General features: G+C 48.5%; 19 protein-coding genes and 1 riboswitch. Of the genes, 11 read left to right on the forward strand and 8 right to left on the reverse strand.

From position 1 onward, the window contains the following. Positions 1–47: 47 nt before the first annotated feature. Positions 48–968 (reverse strand): ketopantoate reductase family protein, encoded by a 921-nt coding sequence (locus tag KNQ04_RS06970; protein WP_214848503.1) that lies wholly within the window; start codon positions 966–968, stop codon positions 48–50. 193 nt (positions 969–1,161) lie between these two features. Between KNQ04_RS06970 and KNQ04_RS06975 the strand changes: the two genes are divergently transcribed. From KNQ04_RS06975 to KNQ04_RS07005, 7 genes are all read left to right on the forward strand, one after another. Then, positions 1,162–1,878, forward strand: coding sequence for a GntR family transcriptional regulator (locus tag KNQ04_RS06975; RefSeq protein ID WP_214848506.1), 717 nt, complete (start codon positions 1,162–1,164; stop codon positions 1,876–1,878). Beyond that, a complete protein-coding gene (gene gntK / locus KNQ04_RS06980; protein ID WP_214848509.1) occupies positions 1,871–3,412 on the forward strand; it encodes a gluconokinase in 1,542 nt (513 codons plus the stop codon). Before KNQ04_RS06975 ends, gntK begins: the two co-directional genes overlap by 8 nt. Before the next feature lie 22 nt (positions 3,413–3,434). Then, positions 3,435–4,781 (forward strand): GntP family permease, encoded by a 1,347-nt coding sequence (locus KNQ04_RS06985; RefSeq protein ID WP_214848512.1) that lies wholly within the window; start codon positions 3,435–3,437, stop codon positions 4,779–4,781. Between the two features lie 19 nt (positions 4,782–4,800). Continuing rightward, on the forward strand, positions 4,801–6,201 hold the full coding sequence (gene gnd, locus KNQ04_RS06990) for a decarboxylating NADP(+)-dependent phosphogluconate dehydrogenase (RefSeq protein WP_214848514.1): 1,401 nt from the start codon (positions 4,801–4,803) through the stop codon (positions 6,199–6,201). A 219-nt stretch (positions 6,202–6,420) separates the two neighbouring features. Further along, positions 6,421–6,984 carry an alkyl hydroperoxide reductase subunit C gene (gene ahpC / locus KNQ04_RS06995; protein WP_012371860.1) on the forward strand — a complete coding sequence of 188 codons (564 nt, stop codon included), beginning with the start codon at positions 6,421–6,423 and terminating at the stop codon, positions 6,982–6,984. 14 nt (positions 6,985–6,998) lie between these two features. Then, a complete protein-coding gene (gene ahpF / locus KNQ04_RS07000) occupies positions 6,999–8,528 on the forward strand; it encodes an alkyl hydroperoxide reductase subunit F (protein WP_214848517.1) in 1,530 nt (509 codons plus the stop codon). Between the two features lie 350 nt (positions 8,529–8,878). Further along, on the forward strand, positions 8,879–9,421 hold the full coding sequence (locus tag KNQ04_RS07005; RefSeq protein ID WP_214848520.1) for an ECF transporter S component: 543 nt from the start codon (positions 8,879–8,881) through the stop codon (positions 9,419–9,421). A 61-nt stretch (positions 9,422–9,482) separates the two neighbouring features. On the opposite strand, the gene KNQ04_RS07010 is transcribed toward KNQ04_RS07005, so the two are convergent. Beyond that, complete coding sequence (locus tag KNQ04_RS07010) at positions 9,483–10,976, reverse strand: malate:quinone oxidoreductase (protein ID WP_214848524.1); 1,494 nt, start codon at positions 10,974–10,976, stop codon at positions 9,483–9,485. 208 nt (positions 10,977–11,184) lie between these two features. Next, positions 11,185–12,555, reverse strand: coding sequence for an amino acid permease (locus KNQ04_RS07015; protein WP_159173172.1), 1,371 nt, complete (start codon positions 12,553–12,555; stop codon positions 11,185–11,187). Positions 12,556–12,716: 161 nt separating this feature from the next. Further along, positions 12,717–12,792, reverse strand: a riboswitch (glycine riboswitch). A gap of 214 nt (positions 12,793–13,006) precedes the next feature. Here KNQ04_RS07015 and KNQ04_RS07020 point away from each other — a divergent pair. Then, positions 13,007–13,549, forward strand: a complete 543-nt coding sequence (locus KNQ04_RS07020) for a histidine phosphatase family protein (protein WP_214848526.1) — start codon at positions 13,007–13,009, stop codon at positions 13,547–13,549. Here KNQ04_RS07020 and KNQ04_RS07025 read toward each other — a convergent pair. Next, complete coding sequence (locus tag KNQ04_RS07025) at positions 13,535–14,518, reverse strand: PD-(D/E)XK nuclease family protein (RefSeq protein WP_214848528.1); 984 nt, start codon at positions 14,516–14,518, stop codon at positions 13,535–13,537. The genes KNQ04_RS07020 and KNQ04_RS07025 overlap by 15 nt on opposite strands. Before the next feature lie 246 nt (positions 14,519–14,764). Here KNQ04_RS07025 and KNQ04_RS07030 point away from each other — a divergent pair, with 246 nt between their 5' ends. Further along, a complete protein-coding gene (locus tag KNQ04_RS07030; RefSeq protein WP_214848530.1) occupies positions 14,765–16,009 on the forward strand; it encodes an MFS transporter in 1,245 nt (414 codons plus the stop codon). 50 nt (positions 16,010–16,059) lie between these two features. Here KNQ04_RS07030 and KNQ04_RS07035 read toward each other — a convergent pair whose 3' ends face one another. Genes KNQ04_RS07035 through KNQ04_RS07045 form a run of 3 tightly spaced genes read right to left on the reverse strand, consistent with a single transcriptional unit; the run spans position 16,060 to position 17,604 of the window. Next, positions 16,060–16,590 carry an NUDIX hydrolase gene (locus KNQ04_RS07035; protein ID WP_214848532.1) on the reverse strand — a complete coding sequence of 177 codons (531 nt, stop codon included), beginning with the start codon at positions 16,588–16,590 and terminating at the stop codon, positions 16,060–16,062. Beyond that, positions 16,591–17,100, reverse strand: coding sequence for an LURP-one-related/scramblase family protein (locus tag KNQ04_RS07040; RefSeq protein ID WP_214848534.1), 510 nt, complete (start codon positions 17,098–17,100; stop codon positions 16,591–16,593). It abuts the gene before it with no gap. 24 nt (positions 17,101–17,124) lie between these two features. Continuing rightward, positions 17,125–17,604 (reverse strand): LURP-one-related/scramblase family protein, encoded by a 480-nt coding sequence (locus KNQ04_RS07045; RefSeq protein ID WP_214848547.1) that lies wholly within the window; start codon positions 17,602–17,604, stop codon positions 17,125–17,127. Positions 17,605–17,764: 160 nt separating this feature from the next. Here KNQ04_RS07045 and KNQ04_RS07050 point away from each other — a divergent pair, with 160 nt between their 5' ends. Next, positions 17,765–19,351, forward strand: coding sequence for an FMN-binding glutamate synthase family protein (locus KNQ04_RS07050; RefSeq protein ID WP_214848550.1), 1,587 nt, complete (start codon positions 17,765–17,767; stop codon positions 19,349–19,351). A gap of 139 nt (positions 19,352–19,490) precedes the next feature. Further along, positions 19,491–20,486 (forward strand): tRNA dihydrouridine synthase, encoded by a 996-nt coding sequence (locus KNQ04_RS07055; protein WP_214848553.1) that lies wholly within the window; start codon positions 19,491–19,493, stop codon positions 20,484–20,486. Between the two features lie 48 nt (positions 20,487–20,534). On the opposite strand, the gene KNQ04_RS07060 is transcribed toward KNQ04_RS07055, so the two are convergent. Then, a complete protein-coding gene (locus tag KNQ04_RS07060; RefSeq protein WP_214848556.1) occupies positions 20,535–21,059 on the reverse strand; it encodes a FixH family protein in 525 nt (174 codons plus the stop codon). Positions 21,060–21,331: the final 272 nt, after the last annotated feature.

Consider the following 21,331-nt stretch of genomic DNA (forward strand, 5'->3'; position numbering starts at 1 on the left):
ACAAACTCACTTAATTTTACCAGTATAGTAAAAATCGCACTAATTCCTTACACGGAGACGCCACTTTGCAAACGTTCATAGATTTTCAAATTGGTGTGAATCATCCGTAACGTCGGGTACATCGTTTGTTCCGCTCCTTCTATTAAGTTACCAAACAGATGGTCTGCTTCGACCATGCCTTGTTTTTCCATGTCCCGTTGCAAGGATGACTTCATATCAGGGGCCATTTGATGCATCCGTTTTTCCTGCTCCTGTTCGATATCTTGTATAAATATCGCGCCGTGCCGTTCCATGGCCTGTTTTGCTTCTTGTAAGACGTTCCGGATGACTCGATTCCCTGCTGCATCGTCGCGAATCGGACCGATTGGTGTCCGAAACAGCGAGGTCACTCCGGAAAACGTCGTAATGAAGAGATACTTTTGCCACATGTCTCGCATGATTTCGTCTGACGGCTTGATGGATGCGTTTGTTCCTGCTAGTGCTTCTTTCACCTTAAGCAAGCTATCCGTCCAGTCCCCATCTCTTGGGCCAAATACAAGTTGATGCGCAGGGCTCGTCTGAATGACACGTCCCGTCGCGTCAAGCGTCGATTCAATGAAGCATAAGCCGCCGAGAACACGCGTCTCGCCAAATTTAGCGACGAGTTGTTCGACATGTTGCATCCCATTTAAAACCGGCAACACATATGTATCTGGTCCGATAAATCCTTCGAGATCGCCGATGACATGCTTCAGATGGTACGCTTTCGTCGACACGATGACTACGTCAAACACTTCTTTTGTCCCGACTTGAATCAGTCGTGGCGTCAACGATACGTCTCCGTGTGGACTGACGATTTCAAGACCCGTTCGCTCCAGCTCCTTCGCCCGTCTCTCACGGACGAGAAACGTCACGTCTTCCCCTTTTTCTGCTAGGCGTCCTCCGAAATATCCTCCGACAGCCCCTGCACCAACGACTAAAATCTTCATCATGTCTCCTCCTTCGTCTAAAGAACAGCATATTTTTCTCTGAAAATTATTTCCTACATCCTATCATACTGATGGTAATACGAATGTAAACTAAAAGAAATAAAGCGTTTTCATTGAAGCGCTTGCATTTTGGATTCAGTCGTTTATACTACTTGTATACAAGTATACTCATAAAACAAAGCAGGTGATTTTTATGTCTGATTTCTTATACCCGATTAAATGGTTATCGAAAGCATCAACCGGAGACCGTGTCGCCCATGAGCTCCGGATGCGCATCATTTCCGGAAAGATTGAGCAAGGGACCGTCCTTTCCGAAAATAAGTTAGCGACGGATTTTTCCGTCAGTCGTTCGCCCGTTCGCGACGCTTTAAAAGTTCTCGCTGCTGAACGGATCATCCGGCTTGAGCGCATGGGGGCCGTCGTCGTCGGCTTGTCGGAAAAAGATATCCGCGAGATTTATGACGTCCGTCTGTTAATCGAGACGTTTGTCTTTGAGCGTATCGTTCGGATGGAGCGTCACGAACTCGTCCGCGAACTGAGCAAGATTCTTGAAATGATGAAAGTCGCAATCAAGTTTAATGATGCCGACGAATTTTCATATCAAGATGTTTTGTTCCACGAGACAATCATCCGGTCGATTGACCACAGTTATGTCAGCATGATTTGGCAGAACTTAAAACCGGTCATGGAAAGTTTCATCCTCTTATCGATGCGGACCCGCTTCGAAGGACAAATGGAGGATTTCGACCGAATCATCGCCAACCACGCACTTTATATTGAAGCCATCGAAACCGGAGACCGCGAACGGATGGTCACGTCTCTCCACCAAAACTTCGACGATGTCCAAGAAGTCGAAGATTTATGGCAATCGCAACAGATGATGACGAAAGGAGTCGAACCACATGACTGAATACATGTTAGGAATCGATATCGGGACGACGAGTACGAAAGCCGTCCTCTTTACGACAAAAGGAGAAGTCGTTGGTCAGACGAACGTCGGTTACCCGCTCCACACACCAAACCGTTCGACTGCTGAACAGGACCCGGAAGAAATTTTCCACGCCGTCCTCGAAACGATCCGACTGCTGACGAAGCAGCATCCGAACCAAAAACCAAAATTCGTTGCTTTCAGTAGTGCAATGCATAGCTTGATTGCCATCGACGAGGACGATCAACCCTTGACTGCCTGCATCACCTGGGCAGACAGCCGAAGTGAAGCCTGGTCGAACCGGATTAAGGAAGAGTATGGAAACGACGTCTATCACCGGACCGGTACACCAATCCACCCGATGTCCCCTCTCGCGAAAATCTTTTGGCTCGTCGAAGACCGGCCGGAAATTGCCGAGCAGACGAAAAAATACATCGGCATCAAGGAATTCGTCTTCCAGCGTCTGTTCGGACGTTACGTGATTGATCATTCACTCGCATCGGCGACGGGATTGTTCAACATCCATGACATGAAGTGGGACTCGAAAGCCTTAGGGATCGCCGGCATCGATGCTTCAAAATTATCAGAACCGGTTCCGACGACGACACAGTATTCAGATATCAATCCAGAATACGCAAAACAAATCGGACTTGATCCGGCAACACCTTTCATGATCGGCGCCAGTGACGGTGTCCTATCGAACCTCGGCGTCAATGCCATCCGTAAGGGCGAGATCGCCATCACAATCGGGACGAGTGGTGCGATCCGGACGATCATCGACCGCCCGCAGACGGACGAAAAGGGACGGACGTTCTGTTACGCCTTGACCGAAAAGCACTGGGTCATCGGTGGACCGGTCAACAATGGCGGGATGGTCTTACGCTGGATTCGTGATGAGCTCGCGTCATCTGAAGTCGAGACAGCGAAACGGCTCGGGATGGACCCGTATGCGGTCTTGACGAAAATCGCGGCACGCGTCCGACCGGGTTCAGACGGACTGTTGTTCCATCCGTACCTGTCGGGCGAACGGGCACCACTCTGGAATCCGGACGTCAGCGGCTCATTTTTCGGATTGACGTTGTCACATAAAAAAGAACATATGATTCGTGCTGCGTTAGAAGGTGTCATCTACAACCTGTACACCGTCTTCTTAGCCTTGATCGAATGTATGGATGGTCCTGTCACACGAATTCAAGCAACCGGGGGGTTCGCTCGATCTGAAGTGTGGCGTCAGATGATGGCCGACATCTTTGAGTCGGAAGTCGTCATTCCAGAAAGTTTTGAAAGTTCATGTCTCGGGGCTTGTATTCTCGGATTGTATGCGACTGGGGAAGTCGATTCATTCGAAGTAGCTGCTGAGATGATTGGGGAAACACATCGTCATGTGCCGAATGAAGAAGCAATGCACGAATACCGTCAATTGCTACCAATCTTCATCAGCTTGGCACGGACGCTTTCAGCCGACCATCGGCGGATCGCACAGTATCAACGTAGCTTGATTCAGCAAGAAAACTAATTTATCTTTTGGGGGAAGTCACATGCCGTTAGTCATCGTTGCCATTGGGATCATCACGTTACTCGGTTTAATCATGGGGTTGAAATTAAACACATTCGTTTCATTAATCATCGTTTCGTTCGTCGTCGCTTTACTACTCGGAATGCCGCTCGACCAAATCGTCACGACGATTGAAGCCGGTCTCGGCGGAACACTCGGTCACCTCGCGCTAATCTTCGGACTCGGTGCGATGCTTGGGAAATTAATTGCTGACGCCGGTGGTGCACAGCGAATCGCGATGACGCTCGTCGCGAAATTTGGGGAAAAGAACATTCAATGGGCAGTCGTCGTCGCTTCATTCATCATCGGGATTGCATTATTCTTCGAAGTCGGACTCGTTCTATTGATTCCAATCGTCTTCGCGATTTCACGTCAACTTCGCGTCTCGATTCTCTATCTCGGGATTCCGATGGTCGCAGCACTCTCTGTTACACACGGCTTTTTACCGCCTCACCCTGGTCCAACCGTCATCGCGGGTGAATACGGAGCCGATTTAGGTCAAGTTCTGCTATACGGTTTCATCGTCGCGGTTCCGACGGTCATCATCGCTGGACCACTCTTTACGAAACTCGCGAAACGGCTTGTGCCAGAATCATTCAAAAAAACAGGTAACATCGCGTCACTCGGCGAACAAAAAGAATTTGATTTAAGCGAGACACCTGGATTCGGGATCAGTGTTTTCACAGCGATGCTACCGGTGCTCTTGATGTCGATCGCCACGATTTTGACATTGTTACAAAAAACGCTCGGCTGGGATGGCAATGCGGTCCTTTCTGCCATCCAGTTCATCGGGAATGCTTCAACAGCGATGTTGATTTCGTTACTCGTCGCAGTTTACACGATGGGACTTGCACGTAATATCCCAATCAAAACCGTCATGGATTCATGTACGACAGCGATCACACAAATCGGAATGATGTTACTCATCATCGGTGGTGGTGGTGCCTTCAAACAAGTCTTGATCGATGGAGGTGTCGGTAAATATGTCGCTGAACTCTTTGCTGATACATCGCTCTCACCGATTTTACTCGCTTGGTTGATTGCCGCAATCTTACGGATTTCACTCGGTTCAGCAACGGTCGCTTCACTGACGACAGCCGGACTGGTCATCCCGCTCCTCGGTCAATCAGACGTCAACCTCGCACTCGTCGTACTTGCGACTGGTGCTGGTAGCTTAATCGCTTCGCACGTCAACGATGCCGGGTTCTGGATGTTCAAAGAATACTTTGGTTTAACTATGAAAGAAACTTTCGCGACGTGGACGTTGCTTGAGACAATCATTTCCGTCTTCGGACTTGGATTCGTCCTCCTCCTCAGTCTCGTCGTCTAAAAAAAGGAGTCGTTACACTATGCTAAATTCGATCGGAGTCATCGGCCTTGGTGTCATGGGACGAAACATCGCCATGAACATGGCGAGCCATGATGAAAACGTCGCTATCTATAACTACACACCAGACTTAACGGAACAACTCGTCGCAAACCGGGAAGGGTTACCGCTTCATCCGTACTATGACGTCGAAGCATTCGTCCGCTCACTCGAGCGTCCACGCAAGATTTTTGTCATGGTCACGGCGGGAAGTGCCATCGATTCCGTCATCGATTCGCTTATCCCGCACCTTGAGACAGGCGATATCATCATGGACGGTGGGAACTCCCACTTCCTCGATACGGAACGACGCTTTGATCAACTAAAAGAGCAGGGCATCGAGTACATCGGTGTCGGTGTCTCAGGTGGCGAAGTTGGTGCGCGGACCGGCCCTGCCATCATGCCGGGCGGAACAAAAGAAGCGTACGATCAAGTCGCACCGATTTTGACAAAAATCGCAGCACAAGTGAACGGCGACCCATGTTGTGTCTACATCGGACCTAAAGGGGCCGGACACTTCGTCAAGATGGTCCATAACGGAATCGAGTACGCTGACATGCAGTTAATTGCAGAAGCCTACAGCTTCCTCCGTGTCCGCCTCGGACTCGATGTCGAAGAAATCGCTGATATCTTCTCCTCTTGGAACGACGGGGAGTTAAAAAGTTATCTGATTGAAATCACGGCTGAGATTTTACGGAAAAAAGATGACGAGACGGGTCTTCCCCTGATCGACGTCATCCTCGACCAAGCGGGTCAAAAAGGTACAGGCAAATGGACGAGCTTGCAGTCAATTGATAATGGGATTGCTTCCTCTATCATTACGGAGGCCCTCTTCGCCCGTTATCTTTCTGCCGTCAAAGCAGAACGTGTCGCTGCCGCCTCTGTCCTCGGTGGACCGGAAGCCCGTCCAGCGCTCGACAAAGACGTCTGGATCGAACGCATCCGCCAAGCACTCTACATGGGTAAGATCGCGGCTTACGCACAAGGCTTCACCCAGTACCGGACCTCATCTGAACTGTATGACTGGAACTTACGCCTTGAAGAAATCGCCTTGATTTTCCGTGGCGGGTGTATCATCCGTGCCGAGTTCCTCAATGTCATCAGTGAAGCTTTTGCAACGGACGCCGCTCTCGACAACTTGATGCTCGCGCCGTACTTCGCGGACAAGGTGCAGGCGTATCAAACGTCGCTCCGCCAAGTCGTCGCAGAAGGTGCGCTCACAGGTCTTGCCTCTCCGTGTCTCAGCACGTCACTGACGTATTACGACAGTTACCGAACAGCGAATTCGAATGCCAACATCCTGCAAGCACAACGTGATTATTTCGGAGCCCACACATATGCCCGGACCGATCGCGAAGGAACGTTCCATACCGAATGGCAATGACTTATACAGCTCCATCACCCTGTTTCATTCAGGGAGATGGAGTTCTTTTTTTGTTCATAATTCATTTCTTGAAATAAGAAATTACAGGTTATACCTTGACAAAACTAGCCCACTATATGAAATTAGTATTAGATTAGAATTATTCTAGTGTGATAAGTACAGTTATTCTTAACGACTAGAACAGATTCTTAAATAGAACCCAACAGGAGGATTTTTATCATGTCTTTAATCGGAAGTGAAGTAAAACCATTTAGTGCATCAGCATTCCACAACGGAGAGTTCGTCGATCTTACAGACGCTAACCTTCGTGGAAAATGGAGTGTCGTTTGTTTCTACCCAGCAGACTTTACATTCGTTTGCCCGACTGAGCTCGAAGATCTTCAAAACCAATACGCAACACTCAAAGCGCTTGACGTTGAAGTGTACTCCGTTTCAACAGATACGCACTTTACACATAAAGCTTGGCACGAAACTTCAGAAACAATCGGTAAGATTGAGTACGTCATGATTGGTGATCCGTCACACGTCATCTCACGTAACTTCGAAGTCTTAAACGAACAAGATGGACTTGCTGATCGCGGAACGTTCATCATCGATCCGGACGGCGTCATCCAAACAGTTGAAATCAACGCTGGTGGAATCGGCCGTGACGCAAGTACACTCGTCAACAAAATCAAAGCAGCACAATACGTACGCAACAACCCAGGTGAAGTGTGCCCGGCGAAATGGGAAGAGGGTTCTGCAACACTCACACCTAGCCTTGACCTCGTAGGGAAAATTTAAGGAGCGGATTTGAGATGGCTTTAGCAGCAGATATTAAAGCACAACTCGCTCAATACCTCGACTTGTTAGAAGGAGACATCGTCCTCGCCGTCAGCGCCGGGACGGACTCCGTCTCACTCGAGATGAGCGAACTCGTCGAAGAAATCGCGAGTATGTCACCACGCATCAGCATCGAACAGGCGACGCTCGCCCGGACACCGAGCTTCAGCGTCAATCGCGCTGGTGAAGTGAGTGGAATCACGTTCGCAGGGATTCCGCTCGGTCACGAGTTCACGTCACTCGTCTTGGCTTTGCTCCAAGTCAGTGGTCGTGCGCCGAAGATCGATGCGCCTGTCATCGAACAAATCAAAGGCATCAAAGAGACGTATCACTTCGAATCGTACATCAGCCTCAGCTGTCACAACTGTCCGGATGTCGTCCAAGCCTTGAACGTCATGAGCGTCCTCAACCCGAACATCAGTCACACGATGATTGACGGTGGCGCGTTCAAAGAAGAAGTCGAGCAAAAAGAAATCATGGCTGTCCCGACCGTCTTCGTCAACGGCGAAGCATTCGGGAACGGACGGATGTCACTCGAAGAGATTCTGGCGAAGCTCGGTACGGGTACAGATGCAGCCGATTTCGCTGACAAAGATCCGTACGACGTTCTTGTCGTCGGTGGTGGTCCTGCCGGTTCAAGTGCCGCGATTTACGCAGCACGTAAAGGCATCCGGACTGGGATTGTCGCAGAACGTTTCGGCGGACAAGTCATGGATACGATGAGCATTGAGAACTTCATCAGCATGAAGTACACGGAAGGTCCGAAACTCGTCGCGAGTCTTGAAGAGCACGTCAAGGAGTATGGCATTGATGTCATGAACCTACAACGGGCTACTCGCCTTGAGAAAAAAGACCTCGTTGAGCTTGAACTTGAGAATGGTGCGGTCCTCAAAACGAAAACGTTGATTTTGTCGACAGGTGCACGCTGGCGTAACGTCGGTGTCCCAGGCGAACTTGAGTTTAAGAACAAAGGTGTCGCCTACTGCCCACACTGTGATGGTCCACTCTTCGAAGGAAAACGTGTTGCGGTCATCGGCGGCGGTAATTCCGGTGTCGAAGCGGCAATCGACCTCGCAGGTCTCGTCAAACACGTCACGGTCCTTGAGTTCGCACCTGAACTGAAGGCAGATGCAGTCTTACAAAACCGTCTCGCAAGTCTTCCGAACGTCACGGTCGTCGCAAACGCGCAGACGAAGGAAATCACGGGGACGGATAAAGTAAACGGCATCACGTATGTCGAGCGTGAAACAGGCGTCGAACAACACGTTGAGCTGGAAGGTGTCTTCGTCCAAATCGGTCTCGTGCCGAACACGGACTGGCTTGGTGATACAGTGGAACGCAACAAATTCGGTGAAATCCTCGTCGACCGTCATGGTGCGACGAATGTCCCTGGTGTGTTCGCAGCAGGTGACTGTACCGATAGTGTGTATAAACAAATCATCATCTCGATGGGCTCAGGCGCGACAGCTGCACTTGGTGCCTTCGATCATATGATTCGTAATTAATCGTTTAAACGTCTTGCTTCGGCAAGGCGTTTTTTGATTGCAAAATCTAGTATGAACAGAAGCTCCATCAACTAAAGAGGATTTTTCCCGTACTTTTTTCGGGCGAGGCGCAAGCCGCGGCTTTTACGACCAACAGGTCTTAAAACCGGGTCTCACCTGCCTCTGACAGCGTGTAAACACGCTTTTCCCGTAGAAGTCACGGGAACTCCTCTTTTACGTCTATACTTTCATTAGTAAAGATTAAGATTCAAACTGACCCCTATAAATTGTTCGATATTGACACTTTTAGCTAGTCCAGTATTTTGATAGATTTAAGCTATTCAAAATCTATTATAAAGAAGGTCTGACTCATGCAAAACGCAACACCGTATTCAAGCACTCGTACCCGGCAACTCGTCATCACTTCGATGTCGATTGCACTTGTTTTTGTCGCAACATTCTTTATTAATATTAAATTGCCAATCGCAGCGAACGGCGGACTTGTCCACATGGGGACGGCGATGTTGTTCATTATCGCCCTCTTGTTCGGACCGCGAACTGCCATGATTGCCGGGGCAGTCGGAATGGGACTCTTCGATATCGTATCAGGCTGGACACTTTGGGCTCCGTTCTCATTCGTCGGACGTGGTCTGCAAGGTTTCGTTGTCGGTTATATTGCCTGGACATATGGTCGTAAAGCAACGAATGTCAGTGTCAACGTACTTGCAATGATTGCTTCTGTTCCATTCATGCTTGGCGTTTACTATATCTGTGAAGGGATTCTTTATAGTAACTGGGTCGCTCCTGTTGCTTCAATCCCAGGTAACCTCGTTCAAAACGTCGTCGGAATCCTCGTTGCGATTCCGGTCAGCGCAGCCTTAAAGAAAACAGCATTTTTCCGCCAGCGCGGATAATCCACATGAAAAGCCCTGTCTCCTAACACATTAGGAAACAGGGCTTTTTCATTTGTCGTTTTTAATGAATCGGTTGTGCGGCTGTTAATTTAAGTGTCTCGGTCGTTTCCGCATGGATTTCGTCAAACAGATCCGGGTGCGCAACAAGCGATGTTCCGTATGACGGAATCATCTGCTTGATTTTAGCTGTCCAACCGTCGATTTGATCCGGGAAACATTTTTCGAGCACTTCGAGCATGACCGGAACAGCGGTCGAAGCCCCCGGTGACGCACCGAGTAAGGCCGCAACGGATCCATCCGCCGCACTGACGACTTCCGTCCCGAACTGAAGCGTCCCTTTTCCTTGTGGTGTATCTTTAATGACCTGAACGCGTTGTCCCGCGACGACGACATCCCAGTCTTCAGTTTTGGCGTTCGGAATGAATTCACGCAGCTCGTTCATCCGTTGTTCTGTCGAAAGCAGCACTTGTTCAATCAAATATTTCGTTAAGCCCATTTCTTTTGCTCCGGCAGCAAGCATCGTCAAGACGTTGTTCGGTTTGACGGACGCGAGCAGGTCGAGATTCGAACCAGTCTTAAGGAATTTCGGTGAGAACCCGGCGAATGGTCCGAATAACAGTGATTTCTGCCCATCGATGTACCGTGTGTCTAAATGCGGGACCGACATCGGAGGTGCTCCGACTTTCGCTTTCCCGTACACTTTTGCATGGTGCCGTTCCGCGATGTCCGGATTTTTACAGACGAGGAACAGACCGCTGACCGGGAATCCGCCGATTTGTTTTGATTCGGGAATCCCTGTTTTTTGGAGCAATGGCAGACTGCCGCCACCGCCGCCGATAAAGAGGAACTTCGCCGTATGATGTTCAATCCGGTTGTCCTGTTCGTTTTTGACTTTGACTTCCCAGCCGCCGTCGACTCGTTTCAAGTCTTCGACGCCGTGCCCATAATTGATTTCAACGCCCTGTCCTGCGAGGTGCGTGAATAAAATCCGTGTCAGCGCTCCGAAGTTGACGTCTGTCCCGGAATCAATTTTTGTTGCAGCGATTGGTTCCGGTGACGTCCGCCCTTCCATGATGAGCGGAATCCATTGCTTCAGCTGCTCCGGATCATCGGAAAATTCCATTCCTTTAAAGAGTGGATTCGCTGATAGCGCTTCCAATCGTTTTTTCAGAAACTCGACGTTTTCCGCTCCTTCGACCATACTCATATGCGGAATCGGCATGATGAATTCTTCCGGATTCGGTAAGACGTTTTCTTTGACGAGATGCGACCAAAATTGGCGTGACAGTTGGAATTGTTCATTTACTTTCACGGCTTTACTGATATCGATCGTTCCGTCTGCATTCTCTGTCGTATAGTTGAGTTCACATAACGCGGCATGACCCGTGCCCGCATTGTTCCACTCATTCGAACTTTCTTCCCCTGCGCTCGGTAACTTCTCGAACACTTTAATTGTCATGTCAGGCGCAAGCTCTTTTAATAAGACCCCTAGCGTCGCACTCATGACTCCTGCACCAATCAATATTACGTCTGTTTGTTTAGGCATACTGCTCATGATATCCTTCCTATCCCCGTTGATATTATGGACCTGCCATGAAAAATAGAGCGCTCTCATGACGACAACTTACCTTTCCATTATAACCCTATCACAGGTCGTTCATATATTAAAATATTGGGTGTTCGTCCCTAAAAAAATCATCCGAATTGCTGCAACGAAAACGAAAGGCGCCTCTCTTCCTATATAGAAGAAAAGCGCCTCATTTTTACGCACTATGCCGTTCTGCTTTTTGATGCTTTTTCATCCGCAACTGATACAGGACAAACAATCCGATAAACCAAACCGGTGTCAGGAGTAAAGCCGGACGGGTTTCATCTGCGACGAGCATGACGACGAGGATCAGACCAAACAATCCGAGGACGAGGTAGTTGACGAACGGTGTCCATGGCGCTTTGAACGTTGACGCCGCATGCAATTTCGGTTGTGTTTTCTTGTATTTCAAGTGACAAACGAGAATCACACCCCAGACCCAGATGAAACAGATTGCACTGATCGTCGTGACGATGCTGAACGCTTGTCCCGGAATCAATTTACTGAGTAACGCTCCGCCCGACACGACGAGTGTCGAGATGAACAAGGCGTTTGCCGGGACATGGTTTTTGTTGAGCTTCGAAAAATTAGCAGGTGCTTGTTTTTGATTTCCTAAGTTGTACAGAATTCGACTCGTCGAGAACATCCCACTGTTACAGGCTGAAGCAGCAGACGTCAAGACAACGAAGTTGATGACGCCGGCAGCAAGCGGGATTCCGATCAAACTGAACGTTTTGACGAACGGACTTTCCGTCGCATTTAGTCCCGTCCACGGATTGATCATCAGGAGAACCAGTAACGCTCCGACGTAGAAGAACAGAATCCGTAACGGAATCTTGTTGATGGCAGATGGAATGTTCTTTTTCGGATCCGCCGTTTCCGCTGCTGAAACCCCGATCAATTCAACTCCGACATAGGCGAAGACGACCATCTGGAAAGACAACAGGAAGCCGGTCACACCGTTCGGGAACATTCCGCCGTGTTGCCACAAATTACTGACGGTTACAGGACCTGAATCGGTTTGGAAACCGATGATCAGTAAGACGATCCCGACACCAATCAAACCTAAAATCGTAATGACCTTAATCAAGGCGAACCAAAATTCAAGTTCCCCAAACAGTTTGACTGTCAGTAAATTAAAGCCGAGTAAAATCAGGAGCGAAATCACTGCCGGAATCCACTGCGGAATATCGAACCAGTATTTCACGTACACGCCGACCGCAATGACGTCCGCCATCGCCGTCATGATCCAGCAGAACCAATACGTCCAGCCGGTCACGAACGCGGCACGTGGACCGAGGTAATCTTCTGCGATATCCGTTAATGATCCGTATCCGGCTTTTGACAATAACAATTCTCCCAGTGCCCGCATGACGAAGAAAATCGCAATCCCGACGAGCAGATAAGCAAATACAATCGACGGACCGGCGAGCTGAATCGCCTTTCCTGATCCTAAAAACAATCCTGTCCCGATCGTTCCCCCAATCGCAATCAACTGGACATGACGATTTGATAAATCCCGTTTCAATCCTTCTTGTTGTTCCAAACCTGAACTCCTCCTTGAATGCTTTCTCTAGTTCCCCCGGCCGGACTGTTCTGTCAGTCCAACAAAAAAAGAGACTGGACGGGTGTCCAATCTCAAAAAAATCATCAGAATAGCAAATAATCATCCCTTGACTGGCGACGCCAATTCAAAGAATCAAGATTTAGTACTCTTCTGTCCTTTTGCCTGAGATTGTGAACCCTTCGGCGCCGTATATACGGTCTCTCCAGAAGCTGCTCCTGCCATAGTGTGACCCATGACAATCATAGCTTTCTCTTTTATTCGGTTGCTGAGGTGACATAATCACCTGAATTGTTTTTAATACTAGTAATCTTACAATCATTTGTCAATGCTTTTAATTCATTCTTTCATTTCTTCTTTCATAGACTGAAACAGGAATCGATGTTGATTTTCTAGAAAAAGTAAATTACTACAGTCGAACAGGAGGATTATCATGAAAAAAATTTACTTGATCCGCCACTGCGAAGCATCCGGACAAGAACCGGACGCTCCGTTGACGGAGAACGGTCATAGACAAGCTAAAGAATTGGTTTCTTTTTTTGAATCCCATTCCGTTGACCGTATCTTATCAAGCCCTTTTCGCCGAGCAATTGAATCAATCGAAGCTGTTGCTTTTCAGAAAAATTGTTCCATCGAAATCCAAGATGACTTGCGCGAACGTGTCCTGAGTCGTCAACCACTAAGCGATTGGCAGGAGCATCTCCAAAGGACGTTTACTGATTTTGATTATGCGTGTCTGGGCGGAGAAACGAGCGCAGAAGCAACGCGGCGCATCCAAGATATCATGAATGACGTTTGGTCTCATTCTGCTGAGACGACTGTTCTTGTCACACATGGCAATCTACTTGCGCTATACCTCCACTCACTCGATTCTTCTTTTGGTTTTGAACAGGGACAACACCTTCGCAATCCCGACATATTCCTCGTGAAAGAAGTCAACGATGCTCTCATTTTCGACCAGTTAAATGTCTTTTGATTCCACTGATTGGTTGTACCGACCGTAACGTTCGAGTTCAAAAACGGTTTTCTCGAAGTCGAGTAAGCCGTTTTCTTGAAGTTGTAAATAATTTTCGCGATAGGCAATCGTCATATTTTTTCCCGTCCTTATCCTTTTAGGTCTTTTTAAGTCCAACTCATACTCAAAAGAGTCTTTTAATAGACTAGACATACACATGTCACGATAGGCTTTGACGTCATCGTTTGTTTTTGCTTCAATTTTTGCACGCAATACCGTTTCTTCCAGTTGCCAGTAATGATTTTGTTGCTTGTTTCCCTTCCACCAAAACCCCCAAAATCCACCTCTCGCGTTTGCTACGTAACCCCACTTCCCATCAAGCACGTCTTGTAAATCGCGATAAAACCCTTGCCAGGAGAACGTTGTCCATTTTGCGACCGGAAGCGTTTTATACGAATTGATCTCATCGTCCAGGCGCTTCAGATGTTGAAGATAGTCTGCTAAAATCGCATTCTTCGGAAGCTTCCGATCATCATGTTCTAAAATCCGAATCATTTCTTGGCGGGTGAACAGTTGATAACCTGCTTTATAAATACTGCGATGATTTGACTGCTCGACAATTTTGTAATAAATCGGCAAAGGGATACAGTCTCGTGTTAAGACATTCGTTTTTACTTCTTCCAAGTAACGCTCGAGTTGTCCGGAATGATCCGAAGTGAATGTCTTATCTTCAATTAAAATTGCATATTTTTCATTAATGATGGCTAATACATCCAACCCTTTGAATTGACGAATGATACGGACCTGATGAACTGTCTCATCCAGGGTGTAATCGTGCAGTGAAAAAATTTTATGTATGAACCGTGTCGCACCGCGATGTAACTCCTGATCGACTGAATGCAGACCCGCTTCCCCCCACTTCAACAGCCAACATAAAAAAGCATCTTGTGACAGTTCGCTCGTGGCATAATCAAATAAATTAGGCTTCATCAGTAGAGACCTCCTTTTCCTTTTATTAATTATATCCAAAAAATGGATTAAAAGAATCAGTATTAATTCATTCTTTTAAAGAATGAATTAAGTTTCTATTCATGCTATTTACTTATAGTTCTTATAAGAATTATCTATTTTACTTCCCCTTCGAACTCGACTACATTTAACGAATTGATAACAAAGTGAAGTAGTTCGAATCCCTGTCTCTACAGGGAATTGTCTTAAGAAAAGAAGGGGTATGTTATGTCTACACAAGCAAGTCACGCACGAAAAGGGTATTTGATGATGGCTGTTCTCTGGTTCGCGTATGCGACGTTCGCCATGAACTGGGTCGCCGGATCCTCCCTGACTCCGCAAATCACGGCTCATTTCTTCGGGGACCGGACGGTTGATCCACTGATTTCACAGCTCGTCAATTACTCGATCACGACCGCACGCGTCTTTGCGAACATCCTGGCGGCACTCATCCTGATGAAACTGGGACCGAAAAAAGCACCGATGCTCGCCCTGTTGTTCCTGATGATGGCGATCGTCGCCATTTATCTGCCGAACTACTGGGCCTATACAGCAGCACGGATGGTCATGGGTCTCGGCGGTTCGATGGTCATCGTCTACATGAATCCGGTCGTCACCCGCTACATCAGTGATCCGACGGAAAAACTGCGAATCAATGCGCTCAATACCGTCTCGTATAATGTCGGAGCATTCCTCGTTTCATTACTGTTTACGTTTTTTGCGACCCAGTTCACGAACAACTGGCAACTGACATTGACGATTTTTGCTGCGTTGACAGCAGTCCTGTTCCTTGCCTGGTTGATGTTCAGTGAAGAATTCGACTTAAATGCAGCAAGCGATCAAAATGAAGTCGTCACGGCCTATGGCTATCGCGATGCCATCAAAGACGGATTCCTTTGGATGTACGCCTTAGCGTTCGGCGGCTTCTTGACGCTCTACATTTTGTCGCTCGTCGGTCTCAAACCGGTTTTCGATACGTATACCGAACTAAACGGATCACTCGTCAATCTGCTCGTCTCCGGTGCCGGAATCATCGGAACTTTTGTTGGTCTGAAAATCGGCAGTCGCGGAACACCGCGAAAACCGATTCTCCTGACTAGCGGCCTCATCATGATTGGTAGTTTCATCGTTACGGTTGCGTTCGGCAACATCTCGCCACTCGTTTCGTACATCTTTGCCTTCATTTCCGGTTTTGCGATGTACATCCAGTATCCGATTTTCATGAACTTGGCGCATGAGATGAAAGGGATGACCCCGCAAAAAATCACCGTGCTCTTCGGTCTGTTTTGGGCAATCGCTTATGCGACGCAGACGATTTTCACCATCATTTGGAGTTATGCCCTCGGTCATATGGGCTATACCGTCTCGATGGTCGTCTTTTTCGTCAGCTGTTCGACTTATCTGTTATTCAGCTTCTTCTTACCTGAAACAAAACCGAAGCAGCCACAACCTGCTTCAGAAAAAACGGCGTAACATCACGAAAACCCATCGTGTTTCCTGACGGAAATACGATGGGTTTTTAGTTACAATAACGCGTATGATGTGATGTTGCCACGTTGTTTACGTAACGCAAACAGCATCGGAATCAACCCTTCATGGTACGGAATGAACGTCCCTGCTTGAATCCGGGCGATGATTTCCTCCTCCGTCGCCCAGGCGACAGCTTGCACTTCTTCTTGTTGTAAGACGAGTGTAGACAAATCGATATCTGCCTCAATTAAGTAAACATCATCAAACCCTTCATCAAAATGCGACGTCAAATGTGGACGCATGCCCTCAAAATCATAGCGCAGGCCAATCTCTTCAAACAGCTCCCGTGCTGCCGCCTGCTGGCTCGTGTCTCCCGCGACGGCACTTCCCCCGACGGTCAAGTCCCATAAGTTGGACCAGCCTTCTTTAAAAGGTTGCCGTTGCTGAATTAACATTTCGCCGCTTGAGTTAAACAGACAGACGTGGACGACTACATGATAATCGCCCGCTTGTAACTTCTTTCCCCGTGTCCATGTCCGTCCTGTTTTCTCGCGGTCCGCTGTATAGATATCCCATTGTTCCATTTACTTCTTCCCCCCTGCCCAATTATCCGCAAACAGCGCCGAGACCGTTTTGTCTGCTTTCGCCCGGTCGAGTCCGAGCACGACACTTAAAAACAGTGTCTCCGCCGCCTCATCAAACAGTGTCAGTTCGTACTGTTTGATGAGGCGAACCCACCGTCTTTTGCCTTGACCGATTTTGTTTCCTTGATACGTGACACTAAACGTCATCGTCACCCAGTTGATGTCGATTTTCAGGTTCCGACTGTCAATCCGGTAATCCGAAAACATCAAAAATCCGGTTTTTTGAATGGTCGCAACGACACGTCCGTCCACTTCCACAAGGATATGCGGCAGCATGCTGAACGTCTGTTTCGTCACGCGGCCGATCTCGGCAGCTTCTTGCACGAGTTGCCAATTTTTCTGCATTTGCAACAACTGTCCGGTCACTTCATGCGTGACGTGTCCGGCTTCATCTTGAATGGTAAAACGTCGGTTCAAATCGATCGTCTGGTTCATCAAAAGTAGTTTCATCGGTTCCTCCCTGGGTTCGATTGGTTATGAACTTGCTTCTTCGTCCTCTTTGACACAGTCAATTGCGACGACCAGCGCGATCAACACCTTCTCGACATCAGGAGCAAAGACTTGAATCTCGTAGCTGTCACCAAACGTGAACCATTTTTTCTCGACGCTCCCGACGACTTCACCATGACGTTTGATTTGAAAATCCATGTCCCACCAATCGCCGTCGATTTCCAAATCTGCCGCGTCAATCGTGTAACGGTCTTTAAAGAATGTAAATGATTTTTCGATCGTCAGTGTTTCGCCATCGACCTCAACAAAAAACTTCGGCAACAGGCTGAATACTTTCTTCGTGATGAGGGCGACTTCTTCCCCATCGACGCTCGAAATCGAAAAGGTCTTCGGAATCTGCATGAAGCTTCCTTCGACAAGATAGACATCCTGTTCCTGCTGATCTTGAATCGAAAAACGTCCCCGTAAACTGAATACTTTCTGTTTCATGTAAAGTGTGTGCATGGCTCTTCATCCTTTCGAAATTCAGAAGTTTTACTACTCTACGCATCACACCAGCATTTAGTTTCAACACAATACGAATATTTCACATAGTTAGTTAGGTTTGTTAGCGTGTCGTGAGTGGTATCAGAATAAGACTATAGTCCACTTAGGAGGTCCACTCATGCCCATCAATACTGTCATCTTGATTACTTTACTTTTACTTATTGCGCTTGTCTTCATCGTCCCGCTCGTCTTTGTTCTCTACTTATGGATGACCGACTCCCGTCAAAAAGAACATGCCGTCCTCCGAAATTTTCCCGTCCTCGGTAAAATGCGCTATATCTTAGAAAAAATGGGCCCGGAACTTCGGCAATACCTGTTCTTAAACAATAATGAAGGGAAACCATTTTCCCGAAACGATTACAAATCAGCCGTCATCGCCGGTAAATACAATTCACGGATTCTCGGTTTTGGATCAGAACGTGACTTCGATGAAGCCGGTTTTTATATCCAGAATGCCCTCTTTCCGACGAATCGCGATGAACTCCGGGTCGCGAACGATAACAAAGTCCCGACCTACTTATATGAACTCGATAAAGATAATTTATTCACCCGGAAAGAACATCTCGTCGAAAAACAGGTCGCGCCCTTTTTATTACGGGACGACGACGCCCCCATCATCGGTCAAGCGACGTGCCGCCAGCCGTTTCAAGTCCGTGGACTGATTGGACAATCGGCGATGAGCTTCGGTGCACTTGGAGACCGGGCGATCACTGCACTGTCGATTGGCCTCGGACGCGCTCAAGGCGCCTGGATGAACACGGGCGAAGGCGGTCTGTCCGACCATCATTTAAAAGGCGACGTCGATATCATTTGCCAAATCGGTCCCGGACTGTTTGGTGTCCGGACGGAAGACGGTGACTTTTCATTCGAAGAATTTGAAAAGAAAAGTCAAATTCCCCAAGTCAAAGCATTCGAATTAAAGCTTGCCCAAGGTGCAAAAACGCGCGGCGGGCACCTGGAAGGCGAAAAAGTCACACCGGAGATCGCCAAGGTCCGGAAAGTCAAAGCCGGTGTCGGCATCGATAGCCCGAACCGCTTTAATGAGTTCAAGACGAATGCCGAGATGCTGACGTTCGTTGAGAAGTTGCGTGACATCGGTGGGAAACCGGTTGGTATCAAAATCGTCGTCGGGAAAGTCGATGATATCAAAGATCTTGTCGCCTACATGGCGGAGTCCGGCAAACACCCTGATTTCATTACGATTGACGGCGGCGAAGGCGGGACTGGAGCGTCGTTCCAGGAGCTTGCCGACGCGGCGGGTCTTCCGATAAAATCGGCGCTCCCCTATGTCCATCAGCTCCTCGTCGCATACGGGATTCGTGACCGAATCAAACTGTTTGCGTCCGGTAAGTTGATCAGTGCCGATAAGATTGCCGTCGCCTTAGGGCTCGGTGCTGATTTCGTCAACATCGCCCGCGGCCTGATGTTCAACGTCGGTTGCATCCAGGCGCAAGTCTGTCACACAAACCATTGTCCGGTCGGTGTCGCGACGACGGATCCGAAACTGCAAAAAGCCCTCATCGTCGACGAGAAGAGCTTCCGGGTGACGAACTACATCATCTCGCTTCGGGAAGGTCTCTATAATTTGACGGCAGCGGCCGGACTTGAAAGCCCGACACAGCTGACAGCTGAACATATCATCTACAAGGACCAAAATGGTCATGTCACGAAAGCGACGGCACTGAACTACAATCCACTGAAATGATTGACGTGTGCAAGCAGCTGACTCCTACGACCTGTAGAGTCAGCCGCTTGCACTTTTTCTGCAATACGCTTAAAGTATATAGTTGATGAAATTTTAATTGTGCAAAACGAATTACCTTAAGGAAAGGGTTTTATATACGATGAAAAACAACTTTTGGCAGGACCTGCCACGACCATTTTTTGTACTTGCTCCAATGGAAGATGTCACGGACGTCGTCTTCCGTCACGTCGTCGCGAAAGCAGCGCGGCCGGATGTCTTCTTCACTGAATTTACGAATACGGAAAGTTACTGTCATCCGAAAGGCAAACAGAGTGTCCGTGGACGACTCGAGTTCACGGAAGACGAACAGCCGATGGTCGCCCATATTTGGGGCGACAAACCGGAATATTTCCGTGAGATGAGTATCGGGATGGCGGAAATGGGCTTTAAGGGCATCGACATCAACATGGGCTGCCCGGTGCAAAACGTCGCCGTCAACGGAAAGGGATCGGGACTGATCAACCGTCCCGATGTCGCAGCTGAACTGATTCAGGCCGCAAAAGCCGGCGGTCTGCCGGTCAGCGTCAAGACACGTCTCGGCTATTCGAAAGTCGAGGAGTGGCACGACTGGTTACGTCATATTCTCGAACAGGACATCGCCAACCTCTCGATTCACTTACGGACGCGTAAAGAAATGAGTGCTGTCCCGGCGCACTTCGAACTGATTCCGGAAATCAAGAAACTCCGGGATGAAATCGCGCCGCAAACACTCCTGACGATCAACGGGGACATCAATGACCGGCAGCACGGTCTGGAACTCGTCGAGCAGTACGGTGTCGACGGCGTCATGATCGGCCGCGGGATTTTCCATAATCCGTTTGCGTTCGAAGTCGAAAAGAAAGAGCACTCGAGCGAAGAGTTACTTGATCTGTTACGTCTGCAACTCGACCTGCACGATCAATATTCATCTGAATTCGAACCCCGTCTCTTCAAACCGCTCCGCCGGTTCTTTAAGATTTATGTTCGTGGTTTCCGCGGGGCAAGCGAACTGCGCGCCCGTTTGATGGAGACAAATTCAACGGATGACGTCCGGGCGCTGCTCGACGAGTTCGTCGAACAAGAAGGCATTCACGCCGTTAATTCGTTTTCGATTTAATGTAATCATGCAAAAGAGCAAGGCCCCGCGCCTTGCTCTTTTTTGTCGTTAGTTCGCTTCCGCTTCCAGTCGAATCTTTAAACAGGTGAATTCAAATGGTGTGTCGCAGGTCACCCGTTCGAGCCGCCGTTTTCCGACACGCCGGTCGAGCAAGGCAAAGCCGCGGATGAAGGAATGGGGATGCGTCAACGCCTCTTCAATCGAGAGCGTCGGATACAGCAGCAAATCCTGCTGGACGGCATAATTGGCATGCCATCCCTCTTGTTCCAACTCACGTTCGATTTGCTGGTCTAATTCACTTGATGCCTTATACCAGTCTGATTGAAAGATTTCCAACGTAATCCGTTCCGGCTTTTTCGGTAACCGTGCTTTTGCTAACGCATAACGCCGGTCTGCTTCCAACGTAAAACGCAAATCTTCCGCCTTAAAAAAGGGTTCTCCATCCAGCGTCATCCAGACTCGAGCTTCACCATCGTGAAAATGACGGTCGACGGTCGCATACAGATTTATACGCGGCTGAAGCGGTGGTGCGACGAACGATAAGATCTGCTTTTTAATTTTTGAGAATTGCATCGGGTCCTCCTTTTAAACACATCAAACACCAGACAGCAAATGACTGCCTGGTCCAGCGTGTAGACAAACGCTTAAGAAGCGTGAACATGCGATATCAAGACGGATTGCGCTCTAAACCATCTGCATGCGCCGCTTTCCGACACGGTATTACCTAAAAAGCGTCACGTTTCGTTGACTCCTACGGGGAAAAGTGCGTTTTCAACGCACTTTCAGAGGCAGGCAAGACCCTGCTCGTTGTCCGTGAGGACCAAGGAGCAACGGCTTGCGCCTCG

It is taken from the genome of Exiguobacterium sp. s193, assembly GCF_018618755.1.
Taxonomy (GTDB): Bacteria; Bacillota; Bacilli; order Exiguobacteriales; family Exiguobacteriaceae; genus Exiguobacterium_A.

Bases quoted from the DNA above. Each gene is read 5' to 3' on its own strand.
- KNQ04_RS06970 (WP_214848503.1), bottom strand. From the start codon at position 968: ATGAAGATTTTAGTCGTTGGTGCAGGGGCTGTCGGAGGATATTTCGGA.
- KNQ04_RS06975 (WP_214848506.1), top strand. From the start codon at position 1,162: ATGTCTGATTTCTTATACCCGATTAAATGGTTATCGAAAGCATCAACC.
- gntK (WP_214848509.1), top strand. From the start codon at position 1,871: ATGACTGAATACATGTTAGGAATCGATATCGGGACGACGAGTACGAAA.
- KNQ04_RS06985 (WP_214848512.1), top strand. From the start codon at position 3,435: ATGCCGTTAGTCATCGTTGCCATTGGGATCATCACGTTACTCGGTTTA.
- gnd (WP_214848514.1), top strand. From the start codon at position 4,801: ATGCTAAATTCGATCGGAGTCATCGGCCTTGGTGTCATGGGACGAAAC.
- ahpC (WP_012371860.1), top strand. From the start codon at position 6,421: ATGTCTTTAATCGGAAGTGAAGTAAAACCATTTAGTGCATCAGCATTC.
- ahpF (WP_214848517.1), top strand. From the start codon at position 6,999: ATGGCTTTAGCAGCAGATATTAAAGCACAACTCGCTCAATACCTCGAC.
- KNQ04_RS07005 (WP_214848520.1), top strand. From the start codon at position 8,879: ATGCAAAACGCAACACCGTATTCAAGCACTCGTACCCGGCAACTCGTC.
- KNQ04_RS07010 (WP_214848524.1), bottom strand. From the start codon at position 10,976: ATGAGCAGTATGCCTAAACAAACAGACGTAATATTGATTGGTGCAGGA.
- KNQ04_RS07020 (WP_214848526.1), top strand. From the start codon at position 13,007: ATGAAAAAAATTTACTTGATCCGCCACTGCGAAGCATCCGGACAAGAA.
- KNQ04_RS07025 (WP_214848528.1), bottom strand. From the start codon at position 14,518: ATGAAGCCTAATTTATTTGATTATGCCACGAGCGAACTGTCACAAGAT.
- KNQ04_RS07030 (WP_214848530.1), top strand. From the start codon at position 14,765: ATGTCTACACAAGCAAGTCACGCACGAAAAGGGTATTTGATGATGGCT.
- KNQ04_RS07035 (WP_214848532.1), bottom strand. From the start codon at position 16,590: ATGGAACAATGGGATATCTATACAGCGGACCGCGAGAAAACAGGACGG.
- KNQ04_RS07040 (WP_214848534.1), bottom strand. From the start codon at position 17,100: ATGAAACTACTTTTGATGAACCAGACGATCGATTTGAACCGACGTTTT.
- KNQ04_RS07045 (WP_214848547.1), bottom strand. From the start codon at position 17,604: ATGCACACACTTTACATGAAACAGAAAGTATTCAGTTTACGGGGACGT.
- KNQ04_RS07050 (WP_214848550.1), top strand. From the start codon at position 17,765: ATGCCCATCAATACTGTCATCTTGATTACTTTACTTTTACTTATTGCG.
- KNQ04_RS07055 (WP_214848553.1), top strand. From the start codon at position 19,491: ATGAAAAACAACTTTTGGCAGGACCTGCCACGACCATTTTTTGTACTT.
- KNQ04_RS07060 (WP_214848556.1), bottom strand. From the start codon at position 21,059: ATGCAATTCTCAAAAATTAAAAAGCAGATCTTATCGTTCGTCGCACCA.